Raw genomic sequence first — 22,621 nt, 5'->3', positions numbered from 1 at the left:
GATAGTGGCCGCCACTGACAACGCAGGAGGGTCAGGTCCCCGCGGGCAGGTAGGGCAGCACGCCGGGCAGGCCCAGATCCGTAGGAAGCAGGGATCCGACCCAGTTGTCCCGGCGGCTGCCCTGGTGCACGGCCGCCGAGCGCAAGGTGCCCTCCATGGTGAAGCCGACCTTCAGGGCGACCGCGCGGGAGGCCTCGTTGCCCACCTCCGCCCGCCACTCCAGACGGTCGACGGCGGCCGCCTCGAAGGCCCAGCGGGCCACCCGGGTCGCGGCCTCCACCACATAGCCGCGGCCCCGGTGCTCCTTGGCCGCCCAGAAGCCCAGTTCCGCGCAGCCTGGGCCGCGCCGAGTCACGCCCATCATGGCGACCAGGGCCGAGCTGTCCGCAGTAAGTACCGCGAAGGTGTAGTCGGTGTCATGGCGCCAGCCGTCCGGACCGTAGGAAGAGGTGAAGGCCTCCGCGTGCTCGCGCGAGTAGGGCGAGGGGACGGTCGTCCACCGCTGGATGTCGGGATCCTGGCAGGCCGCGTGGGTGGCGTCGGCGTCCTGGGGGCCGACGGGGCGCAGCAGGAGGCGTTCGGTGGTGAGCGTTATGGCTTCCATCGCCCGATTCTCCTTGCCCACGGCTGCGGGAACCACCTCATTTCCCCACCCGACCGGCACCTTCGGCCGGTCCCGTCCGTTGTCGTAACAGCAGACCTCCCGGCGCGGCCGGGTCCTCGCATACGATGACCGTTGCTGTATCCACACCCATAGCCACTCGACCGCGCCAGGCCCGACCGGCAAGGAGACCAACCCCCGTGTCCGTCCTCTCAAAGATCATGCGTGCAGGCGAAGGCAAGATCCTGCGCAAGCTGCACCGCATCGCGGACCAGGTCAACTCCATCGAAGAGGACTTCGTCAACCTCTCCGACGCCGAGCTGCGTGCCCTCACCGACGAGTACAAGCAGCGGTACGCGGACGGCGAGAGCCTGGACGACCTGCTCCCCGAAGCCTTCGCGACCGTGCGCGAGGCCGCCAAGCGCGTCCTCGGCCAGCGCCATTACGACGTCCAGATGATGGGTGGAGCCGCGCTGCACCTCGGCTACGTGGCCGAGATGAAGACCGGCGAGGGCAAGACCCTCGTCGGCACGCTGCCGGCCTATCTGAACGCACTGTCCGGCAAGGGCGTGCACCTCATCACGGTCAACGACTACCTGGCCGAGCGCGACTCCGAGATGATGGGCCGGGTGCACAAGTTCCTCGGCCTGGAGGTCGGCTGCATCCTCGCCAACATGTCGCCCGCCGAGCGCCGTGCGCAGTACGCCTGTGACATCACGTACGGCACGAACAACGAGTTCGGCTTCGACTACCTGCGCGACAACATGGCGTGGTCCCAGGACGAGCTCGTCCAGCGCGGCCACAACTTCGCGATCGTCGACGAGGTCGACTCGATCCTGGTCGACGAGGCCCGTACGCCGCTGATCATCTCCGGCCCGGCCGACCAGGCCACCAAGTGGTACGGCGACTTCGCCAAGCTGGTGACGCGCCTGACCAAGGGCGAGGCGGGCAACCCGCTGAAGGGCATCGAGGAGACCGGCGACTACGAGGTCGACGAGAAGAAGCGCACCGTCGCCATCCACGAGCCGGGCGTCGCCAAGGTCGAGGACTGGCTGGGCATCGACAACCTCTACGAGTCGGTGAACACCCCGCTCGTCGGTTACCTGAACAACGCCATCAAGGCGAAGGAACTGTTCAAGAAGGACAAGGACTACGTCGTCATGGACGGCGAAGTCATGATCGTCGACGAGCACACCGGCCGTATCCTCGCCGGCCGCCGCTACAACGAGGGCATGCACCAGGCGATCGAGGCGAAGGAAGAGGTGGACATCAAGGACGAGAACCAGACGCTCGCCACGATCACCCTGCAGAACTTCTTCCGCCTCTACAAGCGCCACGACCAGCAGGGCAAGGAAGAGGCCGGCCTCTCCGGCATGACCGGTACGGCGATGACCGAGGCCGCCGAGTTCCACCAGATCTACAAGCTCGGCGTCGTCCCGATCCCGACCAACCGGCCGATGGTCCGCAAGGACCAGTCCGACCTGATCTACCGCACGGAGATCGCCAAGTTCGAGGCGGTCGTCGACGACATCGCCGAGAAGCACGAGAAGGGCCAGCCGATCCTGGTCGGCACCACCTCGGTCGAGAAGTCCGAGTACCTCTCGCAGCAGCTCTCCAAGCGCGGCATCCAGCACGAGGTGCTCAACGCCAAGCAGCACGACCGGGAGGCGACGATCGTCGCCCAGGCCGGCCGCAAGGGCGCCGTCACCGTCGCCACCAACATGGCCGGACGAGGCACCGACATCAAGCTCGGCGGCAACCCGGACGACCTCGCCGAGGCCGAGCTGCGCCAGGCCGGTCTCGACCCGGTCGAGCACGTGGAGGAGTGGGCCGCGGCGCTGCCCGCCGCCCTGGAGAAGGCCGAGCTCGCCGTCAAGGCCGAGTTCGAAGAGGTCAAGGAGCTCGGCGGCCTGTACGTCCTCGGCACCGAGCGCCACGAGTCGCGACGCATCGACAACCAGCTGCGCGGCCGCTCCGGCCGTCAGGGCGACCCGGGCGAGTCCCGCTTCTACCTGTCGCTGGGCGACGACCTGATGCGCCTGTTCAAGGCGCAGATGGTCGAGCGCGTCATGTCGATGGCGAACGTCCCGGACGACGTGCCGATCGAGAACAAGATGGTGACGCGGGCGATCGCGTCCGCCCAGTCGCAGGTCGAGCAGCAGAACTTCGAGACCCGCAAGAACGTCCTGAAGTACGACGAGGTGCTCAACCGCCAGCGCGAGGTCATCTACGGCGAGCGCCGCCGCGTCCTGGAGGGCGAGGACCTGCACGAGCAGGTCAGGCACTTCATGGACGACACGATCGACGCCTACATCCAGGCCGAGACCGTCGAGGGCTTCGCCGAGGAGTGGGACCTGGACCGGCTGTGGGGCGCCTTCAAGCAGCTCTACCCGGTGAAGGTCACCGTGGAGGAGCTGGAGGACGCCGCGGGCGACCGGGCGGGCATCACCGCCGAGTTCATCGCCGAGTCCGTCAAGGACGACATCTACGAGCAGTACGCCTCCCGCGAGGAGCAGCTCGGCTCCGACATCATGCGCGAGCTGGAGCGCCGCGTGGTCCTGTCGGTCCTGGACCGCAAGTGGCGCGAGCACCTCTACGAGATGGACTACCTCCAGGAGGGCATCGGCCTGCGGGCCATGGCGCAGAAGGACCCGCTGGTCGAGTACCAGCGCGAGGGCTTCGACATGTTCAACGCCATGATGGAGGGCATCAAGGAGGAGTCCGTCGGCTATCTGTTCAACCTGGAGGTCCAGGTCGAGCAGCAGGTCGAGGAGGTCCCGGTGGAGGACTCCGTCCTCGCCGACGCGCCCTCGCTCAGCAAGGAGGACGCCATCCCGGCCGCGCGCCCGGAGATCCGCGCCAAGGGTCTGGACGCCCCGCAGCGCCCCGACCGGCTGCACTTCTCGGCGCCCACGGTGGACGGCGAGGGCGGCGTGGTCGAGGGCGACTTCGACAACGGTGACGACGAGCCGGCCCGCTCGGAGACGGACGGTCTGACGCGCGCCGAGCGCCGCAAGGCCCAGAAGACCACGGGCGGCCGCCGCCGCAAGAAGTAGGCGAGCCCGAGCAGCCGTCGGCTGTACGCGGTCGAGGGGCCCGGCACCGGAAGGTGCCGGGCCCCTCGCTATGCCGGGACCCGCTCGCCGCCCAGCTCCACCGCGGCGCACCGCCAGCGCTGATCGGCGCCCCGCTCGAGGCGGAAGGCCATGGCACGCACCTGCTCGCCCGCCGCGATGCAGGCGGCCGCCTCGACGATCCCGCGGTCCAGCGGCGCCGCCCTGCAGGACCGTACGACCGGCCGGGCGCCGCGGGTGCGGAAGGGGGTGCGCGGGGCGAGCCGCACCAGCTGCTCGTAGGCGTCCCCGACCGTCAGGCCCAGCATCCAGTGCACCGGGCGCTCGCCGCTGAGCACCGCGAGCAGCTTCTGCGCGAACAGCTCGTGCGGGGTCAGCCGCTGCGGCCGCCGGGTTCCGGTGCTGCCGGGCCTGCGCTGGTCGCCGCGTCCCGCCGGTCCTGTCGTGGTCCCGCTCATGGCTGCCGCCCCCTTCGATACCAGTGGGTAACTTCTGTTGGGGATCTTGTACGGGGACGGCGGGAGCGGCCGCAAGGACCGGAACCGGGGTGGGTGACGCCGTACGGATTCACCTATCCGGATGAGCGGGCCCGCCGTCTTTGCAGGTGGGAGCCGGTCGGGGTGAGTCCCGGGGGCACCGGCGCCGAGGGGGCACCGGCAGCTCGAAGGGGGACTCCCGCGCGTATCCTGAACCCGTCTCACGACCGGATGGGACGACGAGAAGAGAGCGATCCCTCATGCGCGTCTACGTACCCCTGACCATCTCCGGTCTCGCGACGGCCCACGGCGCCGGAGAGCTCGGCCCCGGGCCGCTCACCGCCTACGCCGTGACGCCCGGCCTGCGCGAGTGGTACGTGTCCGACGACATCGAGGAGCTGGAGTACGCGGCGCTCAACCGTGCCGCCGCCGCCTCGCTGCGGCTGCTCGCCGGCGAGCCGGGCACGGCCAGGCGCCGCGTCGTGGTCGCCGTGGACGTGCCGGACAACACCGTGGCCGCCGACCCCGACAGCGCCCTGGACGCGAGCTCGCTCGGTGAGGTCAGGATCGCCGCCGCGGTCGCGCTGGCCAAGGCGGCCGCCGTGCACGTGGACGCCGAGGACGCGGTGGCCGACGTGACGGCCGCGGCCGACGCGCTCGGCGCGGCCGATCACGGCGACGACGACGCCCAGTTCACCGTGGACGGGGCCGAGGACCACGAACTGCTCTGGTTCGGCGTGCAGGAGATCCCGAATCTGATCGCCTGACCTGCGAGTATGGCCGCCCGTGGTCGATTGTCAGTGCGGGTGGGTACCTTTTTGGCATGGGGAACGGCAGGCAGGACACGGGGAAGCGCCAGGCCCATCTGGTCTGGGACTGGAACGGCACGCTGCTCGACGACAACGTGGCGGTCATCGATGCCACCAACGCCGCCTTCGCGGAGCTCGGCCTGGAGCCGATCACCCTTGAGCGGTACCGCGATCTGTACTGCGTACCGATACCCCGGTTCTACCAGCGGCTGATGGGCCGGCTGCCCACGGACGCCGAATGGCTGGTCATGGACGCCGCCTTCCACCGGCAGTACTGGTCGAGGGCGGAGTCCTGCGGGCTCACGGTGGGCGCGGCCGAGCTCCTCGCGGCGCGCTGGGCGGCCGGCCTCAGCCAGTCGCTGCTCTCCATGGCGCCGCACGAGCACCTGGTCCCGATCGTGCGCCGGCACGGCATCACCGAGCACTTCGTACGGGTCGACGGACGCACCGGGCCCTCGCACGGCAGCAAGGCGGAGCACATGGTCCGCCACCTGACCGCGCTGCGGACGGCGGACCCGGAGATATCCGGCGAGCGGATCGTGGTGATCGGGGACGCGGTGGACGACGCGGTGGCCGCGGCGGCCGTGGGCGCGCAGGCCGTGCTGTTCACCGGCGGCTCCCACAGCCGCACCAGCCTCGCCGCGGCGGGCGTGCCGGTGGTGGACACCCTCGCGGAGGCGGTTGCCGTGGCGGAGGATCTGGTGGCCTGAGGGACCCCCGGCTGGTGACCCGAGGGCCCCGGCTCGCCCCGCCCCGGCTCGGCCCGACCCGACCCGACCTGGCCCCGCCCCGACCCCGCCCGGTGCCGGTTACGTCACCGGAGCCTTCGCCCGCAGCACCGTCAGGAACTCCCGCATCCAGCTGGAGTGGTCCGGCCAGGCGCGGGCGGAGACCAGCGTGCCGTCCACCACCGTCTCCGCGTCCTGGAAGGTCGCGCCCGCCGTCTGCATGTCCAGCTCAAGGGCGGGATAGGCGGTGACCCGGCGTCCGCTCAGGCCGCCGATCGCGGCGGTGAGCAGCGGGCCGTGGCAGATCTGGGCCACCGGCTTGTCGGTGTCGAAGAAGGCCTTCAGGAGCTTCCTCAGCTCCGGGTCGTTGCGCAGGTACTCGGGCGCCCTGCCGCCCGGGATCACCAAGGCGACGTACTGGCCGGGATCGACCTCCGAGAAGGCCAGGTCGGCGGGCCAGGTGTAGCCGGGCTTCTCCGTGTACGTGTCGAAGCCGGGCTCGAAGTCGTGGATCACGAACCGCAGCTTCTTGCGGGCCGGGGCCGCGATGTGGACGTCGTACCCCTCCTCGCGCAGGCGCTGGTAGGGGTAGAGGACTTCCAGGGATTCGGCCGCGTCACCGGTGACGATGAGGATCTTGGCTGCCATGAGTGCACTCCCTCTCAGGGGGCCGGGGCTCGGATGGTCCGAGGTCGATCGCACCTGCGGGTTCCGTACCGTCAACCTGCCCCTGCGGCGGCCGTTTGCCAAGAGGCTCGTTCGCGCCGCCACGTCGCTGTCCAGAGTGTCAAACTTCGGGCCCAGCTTTTGTACACATAAGGCTCATGACGGTTCGGGGGGAAGGGGCGATAGCCTTGACCCGTGATCAGCGCGATATGTCGCGGAGGCACTGCCGCCTCTGCCCTGCGCCCGGAGCGCCACGGCGCCCGGGCAGTCGCTGATTCCCTCCACCCGGAATCAAGACCCGAAGCCACAAAATTGGCCGGGAAGCACCCGGGTATCTCTCATCGCGGCATAGCGTCGACACCGACCGGACACCCCGCGTCGTGGCGTTGCGTCGCTTCTTTCCCCTACGTCACGCAACGGCGCGCGACAGGAGCCAGAGGACATGCAGACCAAGCTGGACGAAGCCAAGGCCGAGCTGCTCGCACGGGCGGCCCGGGTAGCTGAGAACAGCCCGGCCGGGGGGCCCGGAGGCCTGGGGGACACCCCCAGGACCGACCGGGCGGCCACGACTGGGGCCACGAGCGAGGAAGGTCCCGACCAGGGCGTCCTCCTCGGGTACCTCCAGCGCTACTACCTGCACACCGCACCCGAGGACCTGGCCGACCGCGACCCGGTCGACGTCTTCGGCGCCGCGCTCTCCCACTACCGCCTCGCGGAGAACCGGCCGCAGGGCACCGCCAACGTCCGGGTGCACACCCCGACCGTCGAGGAGAACGGCTGGACCTGCAGCCACTCCGTCGTCGAGGTCGTCACCGACGACATGCCCTTCCTGGTCGACTCGGTCACCAACGAGCTGTCCCGGCAGAACCGCGGCATCCACGTCGTGATCCACCCCCAGGTCGTCGTCCGCCGCGACCTGACCGGCAAGCTCATCGAGGTGCTCGACACCGGATCCCAGACCGCCGAGCTGCCGCACGACGCGCTCACCGAGTCCTGGATCCACGTCGAGATCGACCGCGAGACCGACCGCGCCGACCTCAAGCAGATCACCGCCGATCTCCTGCGCGTCCTGTCCGACGTGCGCGAGGCCGTCGAGGACTGGGAGAAGATGCGCGACGCCGCGCTGCGCATCGCCGACGAGCTGCCCAAGGAGCCCAAGGCCGGCGACGTCGTCGACCAGGAGGTCGACGAGGCCCGCGAGCTCCTGCGCTGGCTCTCCACCGACCACTTCACCTTCCTCGGCTACCGCGAGTACCAGCTCACCGACGACGACTCGCTGTCCGCCGTCCCCGGCACCGGTCTCGGCATCCTGCGCTCCGACCCGCAGCACGGCGAGGAGGACGACGGCCACCCCGTCTCCCCCTCCTTCAGCCGGCTGCCCGCCGACGCCCGGGCCAAGGCCCGCGAGCACAAGCTCCTGGTGCTGACCAAGGCCAACAGCCGGTCCACCGTGCACCGGCCCTCCTACCTCGACTACGTCGGCGTCAAGAAGTTCGACGAGCAGGGCAACGTGATCGGCGAGCGCCGCTTCCTCGGCCTGTTCTCGTCGGCCGCGTACACCGAGTCCGTGCGCCGGGTGCCGGTCGTGCGCCGCAAGGTCGAAGAGGTCCTCAAGGGCGCCGGGTTCTCGCCCAACAGCCACGACGGCCGCGACCTGCTCCAGATCATGGAGACCTACCCGCGCGACGAGCTGTTCCAGACCCCGGCCGACCAGCTGCGCTCCATCGTCACGTCCGTCCTGTACCTCCAGGAGCGGCGCCGGCTGCGCCTGTACCTGCGCCAGGACGAGTACGGCCGCTACTACTCGGCGCTGATCTACCTGCCGCGCGACCGCTACACCACGGGCGTACGGCTGCGGCTCATCGACATCCTCAAGGAGGAACTGGGCGGCATCAGCGTCGACTTCACCGCCTGGAACACCGAGTCGATCCTGTCCCGGCTGCACTTCGTGGTGCGCGTCCCGGCCGGCACCGAGCTCACCGAGCTCACCGACGCCGACTCCGACCGCATCGAGGCCCGCCTCGTCGAGGCCGCCCGCTCCTGGGCCGACGGCTTCTCCGACGCGCTGAACGCCGAGTGCGGCGAGGAGCGCGCCGCCGAGCTGCTGCGCCGCTACGGCCACGCCTTCCCCGAGGGCTACAAGGCCGACCACTCCCCGCGTGCGGCGGTCGCCGACCTCGTGCACCTGGAGCAACTCACGCACGGGCGGCGGGACTTCGCGCTGTCCCTGTACGAGCCGGTGGGCGCGGCCCCCGGCGAGCGCCGCTTCAAGATCTACCGGATCGGCGAGCAGGTCTCGCTCTCCGCGGTCCTCCCGGTGCTCCAGCGCCTGGGCGTCGAGGTCACCGACGAGCGCCCCTACGAGCTGCGCTGCGCGGACCGTACGCACGCCTGGATCTACGACTTCGGCCTGCGCATGCCGAAGAGGACCAACGGCAACGGCGACTACCTGGCCGACGACGCCCGCGAGCGCTTCCAGGAGGCCTTCGCCGCGACGTGGACCGGCTCCGCCGAGAACGACGGCTTCAACTCCCTGGTGCTGCGCGCCGGGCTCAACTGGCGCCAGGCGATGGTGCTCCGGGCCTATGCCAAGTACCTGCGCCAGGCCGGTTCGACCTTCAGCCAGGACTACATGGAGGACACCCTCCGCGACAACGTCCACACCACCCGGCTGCTGGTCTCGCTCTTCGAGGCGCGGCTCTCGCCGGACCGCCAGAAGGCCGGCACCGAGCTCATCGACGGGCTCCTCGAAGAGCTCGACGGCGCCCTCGACCAGGTGGCCAGCCTGGACGAGGACCGCATCCTGCGCTCCTTCCTCACGGTCATCAAGGCGACGCTGCGCACCAACTACTGGCAGAAGAACGCCGAGGGGACGCCGCACGCGTACGTCTCCATGAAGTTCGACCCGCAGGCGATGCCCGATCTCCCGGCGCCCCGCCCGCAGTTCGAGATCTGGGTGTACTCGCCGCGTGTCGAGGGCGTCCACCTGCGCTTCGGCAAGGTCGCCCGAGGCGGCCTGCGCTGGTCCGACCGGCGTGAGGACTTCCGTACCGAGATCCTCGGCCTGGTCAAGGCGCAGATGGTGAAGAACACCGTCATCGTGCCGGTCGGCGCCAAGGGCGGGTTCGTCGCCAAGCAGCTGCCCGACCCGTCGGTGGACCGTGACGCCTGGCTCGCCGAGGGCATCGCGAGCTACAAGACGTTCATCTCGGCCCTGCTCGACATCACCGACAACCTGGTCGCGGGCGAGGTCGTCCCGCCGGCCGACGTGGTCCGCCATGACGAGGACGACACCTACCTGGTGGTCGCCGCCGACAAGGGCACCGCGACGTTCTCGGACATCGCCAACGACGTGGCGATCAGCTACGACTTCTGGCTCGGCGACGCCTTCGCCTCCGGCGGCTCCGCCGGATACGACCACAAGGGCATGGGCATCACCGCCCGCGGCGCCTGGGAGTCCGTCAAGCGGCACTTCCGCGAGCTCGGCCACGACAGCCAGACCGAGGACTTCACGGTCGTCGGCGTCGGCGACATGTCGGGCGACGTGTTCGGCAACGGCATGCTGCTCTCCGAGCACATCCGCCTGGTCGCCGCCTTCGACCACCGGCACATCTTCCTCGACCCGAAGCCGGACGCGGCGGTCTCCTTCGCCGAGCGCCGCCGGCTGTTCGACCTGCCGCGCTCCAGCTGGGCCGACTACAACAAGGAACTGCTGTCGGCCGGCGGTGGCATCCACCCCCGCACCGCCAAGTCGATCCCGCTGAACGCGCACGTCCGCGAGGCCCTCGGCATCCCGGCGGGCGTCACCAAGCTGACCCCGGCCGACCTGATGCAGGCCATCCTCAAGGCGCCGGTCGACCTGCTGTGGAACGGCGGCATCGGTACGTATGTGAAGTCGTCCACGGAGTCCAACGCCGAAGTCGGCGACAAGGCCAACGACGCGATCCGCGTCAACGGCGAGGACCTGCGCGTCAAGGTCGTCGGCGAGGGCGGCAACCTGGGCCTGACCCAGCTCGGCCGGATCGAGTTCAGCCGCAAGGGCGGACCCGAGGGCGAGGGCGGCAAGATCAACACCGACGCCATCGACAACAGCGCGGGCGTCGACACCTCCGACCACGAGGTCAACATCAAGATCCTGCTCAACGGGCTGGTCGCGGAAGGCGACATGACCGTCAAGCAGCGCAACAAGATCCTCGCCGCGATGACCGACGAGGTCGGCCACCTGGTGCTGCGCAACAACTACGCGCAGAACGTGGCGCTGGCCAACGCGGTCGCCCAGTCGCCCTCGCTGCTCCACGCCCACCAGCGCTTCATGCGCCGCCTGGGCCGCGACGGACACCTCGACCGGGCCCTGGAGTTCCTGCCCAACGACCGCCAGATCCGCGAACTGCTCAACACGGGCAAGGGGCTCAGCCAGCCCGAGCTCGCCGTGCTGCTCGCCTACACCAAGATCACGGTGGCGGACGAGCTGATCCACACGGACCTGCCGGACGCCCCGTACCTGGCCAAGCTGCTGCACGCCTACTTCCCGCAGCAACTGCGCGAGAAGTTCGCCGAGGCGGTCGACGGGCACGCGCTGCGCCGCGAGATCATCACCACGGTGCTGGTCAACGACACCGTCAACATCGGTGGCTCGACGTTCCTGCACCGGCTCCGCGAGGAGACCGGGGCTTCGCTCGAGGAGATCGTGCGGGCGCACGTCGCGGCCCGCGAGATCTTCGGCGTGAACAAGGTGTGGGACGCCGTCGAGGCGCTCGACAACAAGGTCGACGCCGAGGTCCAGACCCGCATCCGGCTGCACTCGCGCCGCCTGGTGGAGCGCGGCACGCGCTGGCTGCTCAACAACCGGCCGCAGCCGCTCCAGATGGCCGAGACGATCGAGGACTTCTCGGCCGGGGTGGCCCAGGTCTGGGACGCGCTGACGGACCTGCTGCGCGGCGCCGACCTGGAGTGGCACCAGGGCATCCTGGACGAGCTGACCGAGGCTGGAGTGCCCGAGGAGCTCGCGCGGCGGGTCGCCGGGTTCTCCTCGGCCTTCCCGGCGCTCGACATCGTGGCCATCGCCGGCCGCACCGGCAAGGAGCCGCTCCAGGTCGCCGAGGTCTACTACGACCTCGCCGACCGGCTGGGGATCGCCCAGCTCCTGGACCGCATCATCGAGCTGCCGCGGGCCGACCGCTGGCAGTCGATGGCGCGGGCCGCGATCCGCGAGGACCTGTTCGCGGCGCACGCCGCGCTGACCCAGGACGTGCTGTCCGTCGGCAACGGCACCACGCCGCCGGAGCAGCGCTTCAAGGCGTGGGAGGAGAAGAACGCGGCGATCCTGGGCCGGGCCCGCTCGACCCTGGAGGAGATCCAGTCCTCCGACGCGTTCGACCTGGCGAACCTGTCGGTCGCGATGCGGACGATGAGGACGCTGCTGCGCACGCACGTCTGAGGCTCCGGCCCGGCCGCCCGCGCGGCCGGGTGCTGACCCACCGAACCCCGCGCCCCTCAGGGGGTGCGGGGTTCCGTGCTTCGGGTGGCGGCCACCGTGGTCGTGGACGCGGTGACCGTCGAGGCCCACAGGCGGCGACAGGAGACCAGCGCCGCGGCCACCAGCAGGGTGTTGCGCGCGACCATGACCCCCGTGCCCAGGGCCGTCCCCGCGATGACCTGCTCGTAGAGGCAGGGGAAGGCCAGCGCGCTCAACGCGGCTGCGGGGAGCAGGAGTTGGGCCACCGTGCGCTGACTGGTCTGGCGCGAGGTGAGGCAGACGGCGGCCAGGCCGAGCAGCCAGACCAGGTACTGGGGGCTGATCACCCGGCTGGTCACGGTGAACAGCAGCACCGCGCACAGTGCCGCGTCCAGCGGCACCGCCACCGTCCAGCGCCGGGCGCGCACCCGCCAGAGCACCAGCCAGCAGAGGGCGAGCCCGGTCAGGGCGAGGCTGACCGTGGCGAGCGCGGACACGTACGGCCCGGCGAACTCCATGGCCCCGTACCGGTAGACGACCCGGCCGGGGTGGCCCGTGACGAGGTGGGCGAGCTGGTACGCGGTGCCGCCCAGGGATTCGATCTGGAGGCCCCGGCTGCCCTGCTGGCGGGCGAAGTCCAGGGTGTGGTCGAAGGCGAGCGCGAGCACGGTGAGCAGGGCGGCCACCGCGGCGAGCGCGCCGAGTCCGGCCCGGCGGGCTCCGCGGCCGGGCGGAGCGCCGATCAGGGTGAGCAGCGGCCACACTTTGACCAGGGCGCCCAGGGCCGCGAGCGCCCCGCCGGTGAACGGCCTGCGGCGCAGGGCGAGCAGGGCGCCCACCGCGAGGGCGGTGACCTGTACGTCGTAGCGGCCGTACGGGACATGAAGCAGCAGCGGGAGTCCGCCCACCCACAGCCACGCCCCGGCCTCGCTGCCGCCGGGGCGGGCGCCGGCCCGCAGCAGGGCGCGGGCGATCAGCGCGTCGCAGCCGAGGGTGATCGCGGTGAACGCCTGGAAGAAGGTGAGGAACGGGAAGAGCGAGGGGGCGAGCAGCAGCACGCCCGCGCCCGGCGGGTACTGCCAGGTGGGATCCCCGAACGGGAAGGAGCCCGTGCCGAGCTGCTCGTACCAGCGGCGGTAGAGGACGTACACCTCGCCGCTCACCCCGCCGACGCCGAGCCGGTCGGTGACCAGGAGGTGGAGCATCAGGGCGCGGGTGGCGAGCCAGCTCACGGCGAGCGCGGCGTACCGGGTACGGCGGCCGAAGGCGCCCGGGTCGGGCGCGGGCGCGGGGGCCGGGATGCGGACCCGGGCGGGCGGCGGGGGCATCTGAGAGGGCGTCATCGCGCGAAGTTTATGCGCGCTTTGTCCCGATTCCGCGAGGCGCCGCGACGGGGTGGCGAGCGGCGGGGGAGCGCCCGCGTGTGCGGGACGCGATGGGGGCGCCCGGGCAGGGATGGTGCGGGACACCATAGGCGTGCCAGGGGCGGGCATGGTGCGGGGAACCATGAGGGTGCCAGGGGCGGGCATGGTGCCGGGCACCATGGGAACGCTCGGCAGGCGTGGTGCCGGACACCGTGGGGGCGCTCGGCAGGCGTGGTGCCGGGCATCATGGGGGGCGCTCGGCAGGCGTGGTGCGGGGCACCAGGAGAGTGCCCCGCGCGGTGTGGGGCCGCTGCCTGCGGGCGGCGGCTACTTCTTCTTCGTGAACCGCTCGTACTCGGCGAGCACCTCGGCCGTCGGGCCGTCCATCCGCAGGGTGCCCGACTCCAGCCAGAGCGTCCGCTCGCAGGTCTCCCTGATCGAGGCGTTGCTGTGGCTGACCAGGAAGACCGTGCCCGCCTCCTTGCGCAGCTCGTTGATGCGCTCCTGGCTGCGGCGCTGGAACCGGGCGTCACCGGTGGCCAGGGCCTCGTCGATGAGCAGCACGTCGTGGTCCTTGGCGGCCGCGATGGAGAAGCGCAGCCGGGCGCTCATGCCGGAGGAGTACGTGCGCATGGGCAGCGAGATGAAGTCGTCCTTCTCGTTGATGCCGGAGAAGTCGACGATGTCGTCGTAGCGCTCGCGCACCTCCTCGCGGGTCATGCCCATGGCGAGCCCGCCGAGGGTGACGTTGCGCTCGCCGGTCAGGTCGTTCATCAGCGCCGCGTTCACGCCGAGCAGCGAGGGCTGGCCCTGCGTGTAGATCTTGCCGCGCGCGGTCGGGAGCAGGCCCGCGACCGCCTTGAGCAGGGTCGACTTGCCCGAGCCGTTGGAGCCGATGAGGCCGATGGCCTCGCCCCTGCGGGCCACGAAGGTGACGCCCTTGACGGCATGCACCTCGCGCATGCCGGGGGTCTCCTTGCGCGAGACGATCCGGTTGAGCGCGGCGGTGGCCCCGCCCTTGCCCTTGGCGCCGGTCCCGTTGACCTTGTAGATGATGTGCACGTCGTCGGCGATCACGGTCGGCTCGCCGAGTACGACCTCGTCCTCGGCCGGCCTGTCCAGGGTCTGGGTCTGGGTCTCAGCCACGTCCGTACTGCTCCTCTGCCTTCCAGAAGTACATGAAGCCGAGGGCCAGCGCGACGACCGCCCAGCCGCCGGCCACCGCCCACACGTGCGGGGGCAGCTTGTTCGCGTGGAAGCTGCGGATCATCGCGAACCGGACCAGGTCGATGTACACGGCGGCCGGGTTGAGCCCGAGCAGCTGGCCCACGATCGGCGACATCTTCTTGAGCTGCGGGCCCAGGTTCCACATCACGCCGGACATGTACATCCAGGTGCGCAGGATGAACGGCATCACCTGGGCGATGTCCGGGGTCTTCGCGGTGATCCGGGCCATCACGAGGGACAGGCCCGTGTTGAACATCGACTGCAGGACCAGGGCCGGGATCAGCAGCAGCCACGAGACGCCGGGCAGCTGGCCGAAGCACATGATGATGATCGCGAGCGCGGCCAGCGAGAACAGGAGCTGCTGGAGCTGCTGGAGGGCGAGCGAGACGGGCAGCGAGGCGCGGGGAAAGTGCAGGGCTCGCACCAGGCCGATGTTGCCGGTGATCGCGCGGGTGCCCGCCATGATCGAGTTGGCCGTGAAGGTCCAGATGAAGACGCCCGTGACCAGCCACGGGATGTAGTCGGGCGTGCTGCTCTTGTTGCCCATCAGGATGCCGAAGATGAAGTAGTACACCGCCGCGTTCAGGAGCGGCGTCATCAGCTGCCAGATCTGCCCCAGCTTCGCCTCGCTGTACTGCGCGGTCAGCTTGGCGGTGGCGAACGCGGTGATGAAGTGGCGGCGGGCCCACAGCTGGCGGACGTACTCCGGCAGCGTGGGGCGGGCGCCGCTCACCTTCAGGCCGTACTTGGCGGCCAGCTCGGCCGGGCTGAGGGCCTGGTCGCCGGTGTATCGGCCGGACTGCGTCGGAATGTAGGCCGACGCGGCCGGGGGTGCCGCGGTCTCGCGCGCTGGTGCGGTCTGGCTCACTGCGGTCGCTTTCGCCGGGGGTTCCCGGGAGGCTTCCCGGGGCGGGGGATCACTCGCGACGGAACGGACCCGTATCGTCGCTACGGGGAGAGTAGGACGCCTCGACGTCGCAACGCAACCGTCTCGTCGCAACGCTATGCTCAAGGCATGACCAAGACGGACCCGGAGACCCCCACGAAACGCCCGCAGCCGCGCCGCGCTCCCGCCGGGGCCGCCGTGCTGCGCGAGGACGTCACCGACGCCATCCGGGCGGCCGTCTTCGAGGAGCTCGCCGCGGTCGGCTTCGCCCGGATGTCCATCGAGGGCATCGCGCGCCGCGCGGGCGTGGGCAAGACGGCGGTCTACCGGCGCTGGAAGTCGAAGCTCAGCCTCGTCCTCGACCTGGTGTCGGCCTTCGCGGAACAGGGCCTCCCCGTGCCGCACACCGGCTCCCTGTACGGGGACATCCGCGCGCTGCTCGCCGTCGCCTCGCTCGCCCTGCGCCATCCGATCGCCTCGCAGGTCATCCCCGACCTGCTGGTGGAGTCGGTACGCCACCCGGAGATCGCCGAGGCGATCAAGGCGGCGCTGCTCGACGGGCAGCAGGGGGTGGCCGCGGTCGTCGTCCGCGAGGCCGTCGAGCGCGGGGAGCTGCCGGTGGGGGCGGATCCCGATCGGGCCCTCGATCTGATCGTGGGCCCGCTCTACTGGCGGCTCGTCGTCGTCAAGGGGCCGCTGCCGAAGGGGTACCTCGACGATCTGGCCAGGTCGGCGGTGGCGGCGCTCAGCGCGTAGCGCGGGCGGGTTGCGGTTCGGGCCCGCCTCGGTGGGGGGCCTCCGCGTGTTGTCCATCGGGTGCGGGCCGTGCGGGGCTGGTCGCGCGGTTCCCCGCGCCCCTGTAGGAGCCTGGCGGCTCCATCGGTTCTGGCGAGGTGCGACGCCCTCAGGGCCGCGGGGAACCGCGCGAGAGGGCACGGCGGGTCGCGCCTGGCGATGCGCGATGGCTCAGCGGCGCGGGGGCGCGGCGAGTGCTGGCGGGGCGAACTCCGTTGCGTGGGCGCGCTGTTCGGGCAGGCTTCGGGGCGCCGGAGCCGCCCCCGCCTCGCCGAGGAAGACGCGGCGGACCACCCGGTCGGCCGCGTGGCCGTCGTCGTACGGGCAGAAGCGGGCGCGGAACGCGGCGCGCAGCTGGGCCGAGCGGGAGCCGCGCCAGTGGCCGGTGGTGAAGATGTCGATCAGCTCGTCCTCGGTGTGGGCGACCGCGCCCGGCGGCCCGCCGCGCAGGTCGAAGTAGGTTCCCCGGGCCGCCTCGTACGCCTCGCGGTCGTCGTCGAGGATCACGATGGGCCGGTCCAGGTTGGCGTAGTCGAACATCAGGGACGAGTAGTCCGTCACCAATGCGTCGGCCACGAGCAGCAGTTCCTCGACCGAGGGGTGACCGGTGACGTCCAGGACGCGCGGCAGCGGCGTCCGGCTCAGGGGCTCCCGATAGGCGAAGTGGGCGCGGGTGAGGAGGAAGAACTCCGGGCCGAGCGCGCGGCCGAGCCGCTCCAGGTCGAGCGGAAGGTGCTGGGCGCGGCTGTAGTCGCGGTACGTCGGCGCGTACAGGACGACGGTCGACCGCCCCGGGATGCCCAGCCGGTCCCGCACCTGGGCCGCGTCGACGGCGGTGGCGCGGAGCAGTACGTCATTGCGCGGGCTGCCGTATTCGAGCGTCGTGTACGCGGCCGGGAAGGCGCGCTCGCCGGTGAGCGTGGAGTGACGGTTGGCGGACAGGACGAAGTCCCACTTGTCGGCGTCCGCGAGCAGCCGCGTGAAGTCGGTGCCGTGCGCGGCCGCCGGACGGTCCGTCAGGTCCAGGCCCATCGTCTTGAGCGGAGTGCCGTGGTGGGTCTGGAGGAGGGTCTGGCCGGGGCGCTTGACCAGGCGGTGGTCGAACTCCACGTTGTTCACCAGGTACTTGGCGCGTGCCAGGGCCGAGAAGTAGGCGAAGCCGCCGGGGCGCAGACGGCGGGTGGGCGTGGGCACGGTCGCGTCGTGCTCGGGCGTGGTGATCCACGCGGTGCGCGCACCCGGGACGAGTTCGCGGACCTTCGCCTCGATCGCGGCCGGGCCGCACGTGTAGCCGCCGTTCCAGTACGCGCTGAACACCGCCAGGTCCTCGCGTACGGGCAGGCTGCGCTGGACGCGGTAGTGCAGGCGGAGTGCGGCCGTCCGGGCCGGGCGGGCCAGGGCCGTCGCGAGCGCGCGGGCGCGGGCGCGCAGCGCGCGGAGCCCCCGCAGCGCGCGGTAGGTGCGGTACGTCCCGAAGCGGACCCCGGCATGGCGCAGCCCGGCGGCGCCGGGCACGCGGTGGCGGCCGTAGTGGGCGCGGGCGAGCCGGAAGAATTCGGAACGGGTGCGCGCCGAGAGCCCGGGGGCGGTGAGGACGTCGGCCGACGCGGCGGCCAGGTGGTCTGCCATCCGGCGGGCGAGGACCGGGCGCCAACTGCCCAGCGCCGGGCGGGAGTCGACGAAGTCGAAGACGCGGTCGTACTGCGGGAAGAGGTCGAAGTGGCGGCCGTGTGCGACGGCCGGGCCGCGCCGTGCGCGGTGGTGGACGCAGACCCGCTCCAGGGTGCTGAGCGAGGCCGCCGCGAGCAGGGTCGCGTACGACCAGAAGGTGTCCGTGTGCCGTCCGGGCGGGAAGGCGAGCCCCTCGCGCTCGATGAACTCCCGCCGGTACGCCTTGTTCCAGGACGGGGACGGCTGCCTCAACAGGGCCGGGCGCTCGGCCAGTTGGAAGGAGGCGGGGCCGGACTCGGTGAGGTGCGGCGGCACCGGAGGGTGTTCGGTCCCGCCCGACCAGCGGGTGCGGGCATGGCCGAAGACCAGCACGTCCGGGTCGCCGGAGGCCTTGAGCCGGTCCGCGATGTCGCGCAGGGCGTGCGGCGCGAGGGTGTCGTCGCCGTCCAGGAACAGCACGTAGTCGCCGGTGGCGCGGACGAGCCCGGCGTTGCGCGCGGGCCCCGGGCCCTGGCCCGGATCCGCCGGGTCGGCCGGCAGGTGCACCGCGGCGACCCGGGGATCGCGGGCGGCGAACTCGTCGATGATCTCGCCGCAGGAGTCGGGCGAGCCGGCGTCGACCGCGAGCACTTCCAGATCGAACGCCGGGCTCTCGTCGCTCTCGAACGTCTGACTCAGTACCGATTCAAGACAAGCGTGAAGATGGGCCTGGAGCTTGTACGCGGGCACGATGACGCTGAACCGGGGCAACGGACATCCTGGGGGCGTGAGAGGGCGCGGGCGGATGGCCCGTGAACGTCCGAAGGAGTGATCGGGTTACGCCACCGGTGCCGTCCGGCGTAGTTCCGTGATCATGCCCTTGACGTCGCGTCATGCGAGGCGCGGGCATGATCGTTCGATCGAGTGGTCAAGTCCGTTGTGCGTACGCTCACTTCACCGCGCCGGCCATCACCCCCGACACGAACTGCCGCTGGAAGGCGAAGAAGACCGCGAGCGGGATGACCATCGAGACGAAGGCACCGGGCGCGAGCACGTCGATGTTGTTGCCGAACTGGCGTACCTGCTGCTGCAGGGCGACCGTGATCGGCGGGTGCTTGGAGTCGGCGAAGATCAGCGCGACCAGCATGTCGTTCCAGACCCACAGGAACTGGAAGATGCCGAGCGAGGCGATCGCGGGGCCGCCGAGCGGCATCACGACCCGGGTGAACAGGCGGATCTCGCCGGCCCCGTCGAGCCGGGCCGCCTCCAGGAGCTCCCTCGGGATCTCCGCGAAGAAGTTGCGCAGCAGGAAGATCGCGAACGGCAGGCCGAAGGCGACGTGGAAGATGATCACGCCGATCGTCGTCTCGAAGATCCCGATCTGCCCGAAGAGCTTGGCGACCGGCACGAGGGCGACCTGGACCGGCACCACGAGCAGGCTCACCACGATCATGAACCACCAGTCGCGGCCCGGGAATTCCATCCAGGCGAAGGCGTAACCGGCGAACGAGCCGATGACGACGACCAGGACGGTGGCCGGGACGGTGATCGCGACCGTGGAGAGCAGCGAGTTGGTGATCGTGCTGTTGTCCAGCAGGTCCGCGTAGTTGTGGAAGGTGAACTGGGACGGGTCGGTGAACGTCTTCCACCAGCCGGTGGAGGCGATGTCGGAGGGGCTGCGCAGCGAGGACAGCAGCAGCCCGACGGTCGGCATCAGCCAGAACAGGCCCACCAGGATCAGGAACACGCGCAGCACGCCGCCGCCCGCCCGCGTCGCGATGCGCGCGGGCAACGACTGCCGGGCCTTGACGATCCCATCGACAGCGGTCATCGCCGGGCCTCCCGTCGCATGCGGCGGATGTTGCTGTGCTGTCCCGGGGGGCGGCCCCCGGACCCCCGGCAGGGGGTGTTCGCCGTACGCCGGGCCGTCATCGTCGGCCCTCCTTCCGCATGCGGCGGATGTTGAAGAGCATCACCGGGATGACCAGGAGGAGCAGCAGGACCGCGATCGCGCTGCCGATGCCCAGGTCCGCCTCGGTGCCGAAGGAGGAGCGGTAGAGCTGGAGGGCGAGGACGTTCGCGTCGGCCTGGCTGGAGCCGGGCGCGATGATGAAGACCAGGTCGAAGATCTTCAGGACGTTGATCATCAGCGTGACCAGGACGACCGCCAGGACCGGCGCGAGCAGCGGGACGGTCACCCGGCGGAAGACCTGCCACTCGTTGGCCCCGTCCACCCGCGCCGCCTCCAGGAGTTCGCGCGGCAGACCGGCGAGGCCCGCCGCGATGAGCACCATCGCGAAGCCCGCCCACATCCAGATGTACGAGCCGATGATGGCCGGGGTGACGAGCGTCGGGCCGAGCCACTCGATGCCGTTGTACGGCTGGTGGAAGTTGCTCTCGGGGAGCCGGAGTTGGGCCCCGTCGGCGGCGGCCGGCAGGGCGAACGTGCCGTCGGCCGCGGCGGTGGCCGAGGCGACGACCTTGCCGTCCTTCACGGCCTCGACCTTGATGCCCTTGAGGCCGAGCTCCTTGGCGTCGATGACGTTCGGCCGCCCGCCGCCACCCTTGGTGAAGTCGAGCCAGACCGTGCCGGTGACCTTGCCCGGCTCGTTCGGGGCGGGCTTCGCGACCCCGGCCGAGGCCGGCATCGTGTCGGCGGCCACCCCGACGAGGGGGAGCAGCGCGGGCTGCCCGGCTCGCACCGGGGCCCGGGTGACGAAGGTCCCGCCGCCCCCGTCCTTCAGGGGGGCGCTGGGCAGCGGATGCGCCTTGGGGTAGCCGGCCGACTCGGTGAACGTGTCGTGCACGCCCACCACCACCGCGTTGGCCACCCCGCGCGCGGGGTCCTGCTCGTACACCAGGCGGAAGATGATGCCCGCGGCGAGCATGGAGATCGCCATCGGCATGAACACGATGAGCTTGAACGCCGTTCCCCAGCGCACCCGTTCGGTCAGTACGGCGAAGATCAGGCCGAGGGCGGTGGCGATCGTCGGGGCGCACACGACCCAGATCGCGTTGTTCTTCACCGCCGTCCGGATGGTGTGGTCCGTGAACAGCGTCTTGTAGTTGTCGATTCCGGCGAACGAATGACCGGACTGATCGAAGAACGACCGATAGATCGAGAATCCGATCGGATAGACGACCAGTGCACCGAGCAGTACGAGCGCGGGCAGCAGGAACAGGGCCGCGATCCACTTGCGGGTACCGGTGACGCTCTTGGCGGGCCTGGGTGCGGGTGAGGCGGCGGGAGGCGGGGCGCCTCCCGCCGTGGCGGTGGTCATCGCCGGGTCAGTTCTTGAACGCCGCGGCCGCGTCGGCCTCCAGCTTGGACTGGGTGCCCGCGATGTCGGACGGGTTCTTCAGGAAGTCCTGGAGGTCCTTCCACTCGCCCTTGCCGGGAGTGCCGCCGAAGGACTGCGGGGCCTGGTCCGACATGTCGAAGCGGACGTTGTCCCCGGCCGCGATCAGCGCCTTGGCGATGCCGCGCTGCACGTCGTTGGGGTACGCGGACGCGTCGAGCGCCTTGTTCGGCGAGATGAAGCCGCCGGACGACGCCGCGATCTTCGCCGCATCCGTGGACGCCAGCCAGGTCAGCAGCGCCTGGGCGCCCTTGGTGTCCTTCAGCGCCACGGCCGCGTCGCCACCGGTGACGACCGGGGCCTTGTCGCCCACGGCGGGGAAGGGGAACGACTTGGCGTCGGTGCCGACCTTGGCGGAGGTCTCCGCGATGTTGACCGCCGCGAAGTCGCCCTCGAAGACCATGCCCGCCTTGGGCTGGTCGCCGCCGGTGAACGTCTGCGTCACGGAGGCGGGGAACTCGGTCTGGAGCGCCCCGTCGGTGCCGCCCGCGATGAGGTTCGGCTTGCCGAAGAGCTGGGCGAGGGTGGTGAGCGCGTCCTTCACGGACGGGTCGGTCCACTTGATCGCGTGCTTGGCCAGCTGGTCGTACTTCTCGGGCCCGGCCTGGGAGAGATAGACGTTCTCGAACCAGTCGGTCAGCGTCCAGCCGTCCGCGCCGCCCACCGACACCGGGGTCACCCCGGAGGCGGAGATGGTGTCGGCGGCGCTGAGGAAGTCCTTCCAGGTCGCGGGCGGGGTGACGCCCGCGTTCTCGAAGACCTTGGTGTTGTACCAGACCAGGGACTTGTTGGCGGCCTTGAAGTAGACCCCGTACTGGGTGCCGTCGACCGCGCCCAGGTCCTGCCACACCTTCGAGTAGTTCGCGGCGAGCTGGGCCTTGGCCTCGGGTCCGGCGGGCTTGGCCCACTTCTTCGCCACGGCCTGCTGGATCGCGCCGACCTGGGGGAGCATCGCCACATCGGGCGGACTGCCGCCGGCGATCTTGGTGCCGAGGAAGTTGACGATGGGGTCCTGGGCGGGCACGAAGGTGACGGTGGCCCCGGTCCGCGACTCGAACTCCTTGAGCACCTTGACGAAGTTGGCCTGCTCGGCCCCCGTCCACACGGCGGCGACCTCGATCTTCTCCCCGTTCAGCTTGGGGAGTTGGACCCCGCTGCCCGACTGCGCCGAGGTGGAGGTGCCGGCCGACGGTGTGCTCTTTCCGCCGTCGCCGCCACCGCACGCGGACGCGCCGAGGGCGAGCCCCCCGATGGCCAGCGCGGACATGAGGGTGCGACCCGTCGTGCTCGTGGCGATGGTGGTGCGGCCTGTACGAGTGCTGCGCATGCGTGCCCCGTCTCTCCCGTGCGCGTACGAACCGCCGCGCCCGGTGACGCAGGCGCCGCAGCTCTCGTCCCGTGCGACAGTCCTACGCCGGGTGCGGGGGCGCCGCAATACCGTCTTCGCCGTCAACCAGTTGATCGTGATGGGCTTGTGACGTTGGGTCATGCGGGATGTCCCAACTGCCGCCCATTGCGGACGGGTTGATCG

Annotated in this window: 15 protein-coding genes; 5 read left to right on the top strand and 10 right to left on the bottom strand. The window is 70.8% G+C overall.

All coding sequences use genetic code 11. From position 1 onward, the window contains the following. Positions 1–31: 31 nt before the first annotated feature. Positions 32–604, bottom strand: coding sequence for a GNAT family N-acetyltransferase (locus ACFYZA_RS39470; protein WP_382600631.1), 573 nt, complete (start codon positions 602–604; stop codon positions 32–34). Between the two features lie 197 nt (positions 605–801). On the opposite strand from ACFYZA_RS39470, the gene secA reads away from it, so the two are divergent. After that, positions 802–3,657 carry a preprotein translocase subunit SecA gene (secA, locus tag ACFYZA_RS39465; RefSeq protein ID WP_382600633.1) on the top strand — a complete coding sequence of 952 codons (2,856 nt, stop codon included), beginning with the start codon at positions 802–804 and terminating at the stop codon, positions 3,655–3,657. 68 nt (positions 3,658–3,725) lie between these two features. On the opposite strand, the gene ACFYZA_RS39460 is transcribed toward secA, so the two are convergent. Continuing rightward, a complete protein-coding gene (locus ACFYZA_RS39460) occupies positions 3,726–4,133 on the bottom strand; it encodes an Rv3235 family protein (RefSeq protein ID WP_388495043.1) in 408 nt (135 codons plus the stop codon). 278 nt (positions 4,134–4,411) lie between these two features. Here ACFYZA_RS39460 and ACFYZA_RS39455 point away from each other — a divergent pair, with 278 nt between their 5' ends. Further along, positions 4,412–4,918: a DUF6912 family protein gene (locus ACFYZA_RS39455; protein WP_382597977.1), complete on the top strand. Its 507-nt coding sequence runs from the start codon at positions 4,412–4,414 to the stop codon at positions 4,916–4,918. A gap of 56 nt (positions 4,919–4,974) precedes the next feature. After that, on the top strand, positions 4,975–5,670 hold the full coding sequence (locus ACFYZA_RS39450) for an HAD family hydrolase (protein WP_382597979.1): 696 nt from the start codon (positions 4,975–4,977) through the stop codon (positions 5,668–5,670). A 99-nt stretch (positions 5,671–5,769) separates the two neighbouring features. Here the strand turns inward: ACFYZA_RS39450 and ACFYZA_RS39445 are convergent, their stop codons facing one another. Then, positions 5,770–6,336, bottom strand: coding sequence for a DJ-1/PfpI family protein (locus ACFYZA_RS39445; RefSeq protein ID WP_382597981.1), 567 nt, complete (start codon positions 6,334–6,336; stop codon positions 5,770–5,772). A gap of 460 nt (positions 6,337–6,796) precedes the next feature. Here ACFYZA_RS39445 and ACFYZA_RS39440 point away from each other — a divergent pair, with 460 nt between their 5' ends. Further along, positions 6,797–11,791, top strand: a complete 4,995-nt coding sequence (locus ACFYZA_RS39440; protein ID WP_382597983.1) for an NAD-glutamate dehydrogenase — start codon at positions 6,797–6,799, stop codon at positions 11,789–11,791. Between the two features lie 56 nt (positions 11,792–11,847). On the opposite strand, the gene ACFYZA_RS39435 is transcribed toward ACFYZA_RS39440, so the two are convergent. The 3 genes from ACFYZA_RS39435 to ACFYZA_RS39425 form a co-directional block, all read right to left on the bottom strand. Further along, positions 11,848–13,152, bottom strand: coding sequence for a glycosyltransferase 87 family protein (locus tag ACFYZA_RS39435; protein ID WP_388495042.1), 1,305 nt, complete (start codon positions 13,150–13,152; stop codon positions 11,848–11,850). A 348-nt stretch (positions 13,153–13,500) separates the two neighbouring features. Then, positions 13,501–14,295, bottom strand: coding sequence for an ABC transporter ATP-binding protein (locus tag ACFYZA_RS39430; RefSeq protein ID WP_382598040.1), 795 nt, complete (start codon positions 14,293–14,295; stop codon positions 13,501–13,503). 16 nt (positions 14,296–14,311) lie between these two features. Continuing rightward, a complete protein-coding gene (locus tag ACFYZA_RS39425) occupies positions 14,312–15,211 on the bottom strand; it encodes an ABC transporter permease (protein WP_388495053.1) in 900 nt (299 codons plus the stop codon). Between the two features lie 204 nt (positions 15,212–15,415). Here ACFYZA_RS39425 and ACFYZA_RS39420 point away from each other — a divergent pair, with 204 nt between their 5' ends. Next, the gene (locus tag ACFYZA_RS39420) at positions 15,416–16,042 is read left to right on the top strand and encodes a TetR/AcrR family transcriptional regulator (RefSeq protein ID WP_382597987.1); all 627 of its coding nucleotides are present in this window, start codon (positions 15,416–15,418) and stop codon (positions 16,040–16,042) included. Between the two features lie 210 nt (positions 16,043–16,252). Here the strand turns inward: ACFYZA_RS39420 and ACFYZA_RS39415 are convergent, their stop codons facing one another. The 4 genes from ACFYZA_RS39415 to ACFYZA_RS39400 all read right to left on the bottom strand — a co-directional run bounded on the left by ACFYZA_RS39415 (position 16,253) and on the right by ACFYZA_RS39400 (position 22,357). Then, on the bottom strand, positions 16,253–18,502 hold the full coding sequence (locus ACFYZA_RS39415; protein WP_388495041.1) for a CDP-glycerol glycerophosphotransferase family protein: 2,250 nt from the start codon (positions 18,500–18,502) through the stop codon (positions 16,253–16,255). Between the two features lie 178 nt (positions 18,503–18,680). After that, the gene (locus ACFYZA_RS39410) at positions 18,681–19,562 is read right to left on the bottom strand and encodes a carbohydrate ABC transporter permease (protein ID WP_382597992.1); all 882 of its coding nucleotides are present in this window, start codon (positions 19,560–19,562) and stop codon (positions 18,681–18,683) included. Between the two features lie 97 nt (positions 19,563–19,659). After that, positions 19,660–21,012 carry a carbohydrate ABC transporter permease gene (locus tag ACFYZA_RS39405; protein WP_388495040.1) on the bottom strand — a complete coding sequence of 451 codons (1,353 nt, stop codon included), beginning with the start codon at positions 21,010–21,012 and terminating at the stop codon, positions 19,660–19,662. Positions 21,013–21,019: 7 nt separating this feature from the next. Continuing rightward, positions 21,020–22,357, bottom strand: coding sequence for an ABC transporter substrate-binding protein (locus ACFYZA_RS39400; RefSeq protein ID WP_388495052.1), 1,338 nt, complete (start codon positions 22,355–22,357; stop codon positions 21,020–21,022). Positions 22,358–22,621 lie beyond the last annotated feature (264 nt).

Origin of the sequence: Streptomyces sp. NPDC001828, assembly GCF_042892175.1 — a bacterium.
GTDB lineage: Bacteria > Actinomycetota > Actinomycetes > Streptomycetales > Streptomycetaceae > Streptomyces.
This window is presented reverse-complemented; position numbering and strand designations above follow the sequence as displayed.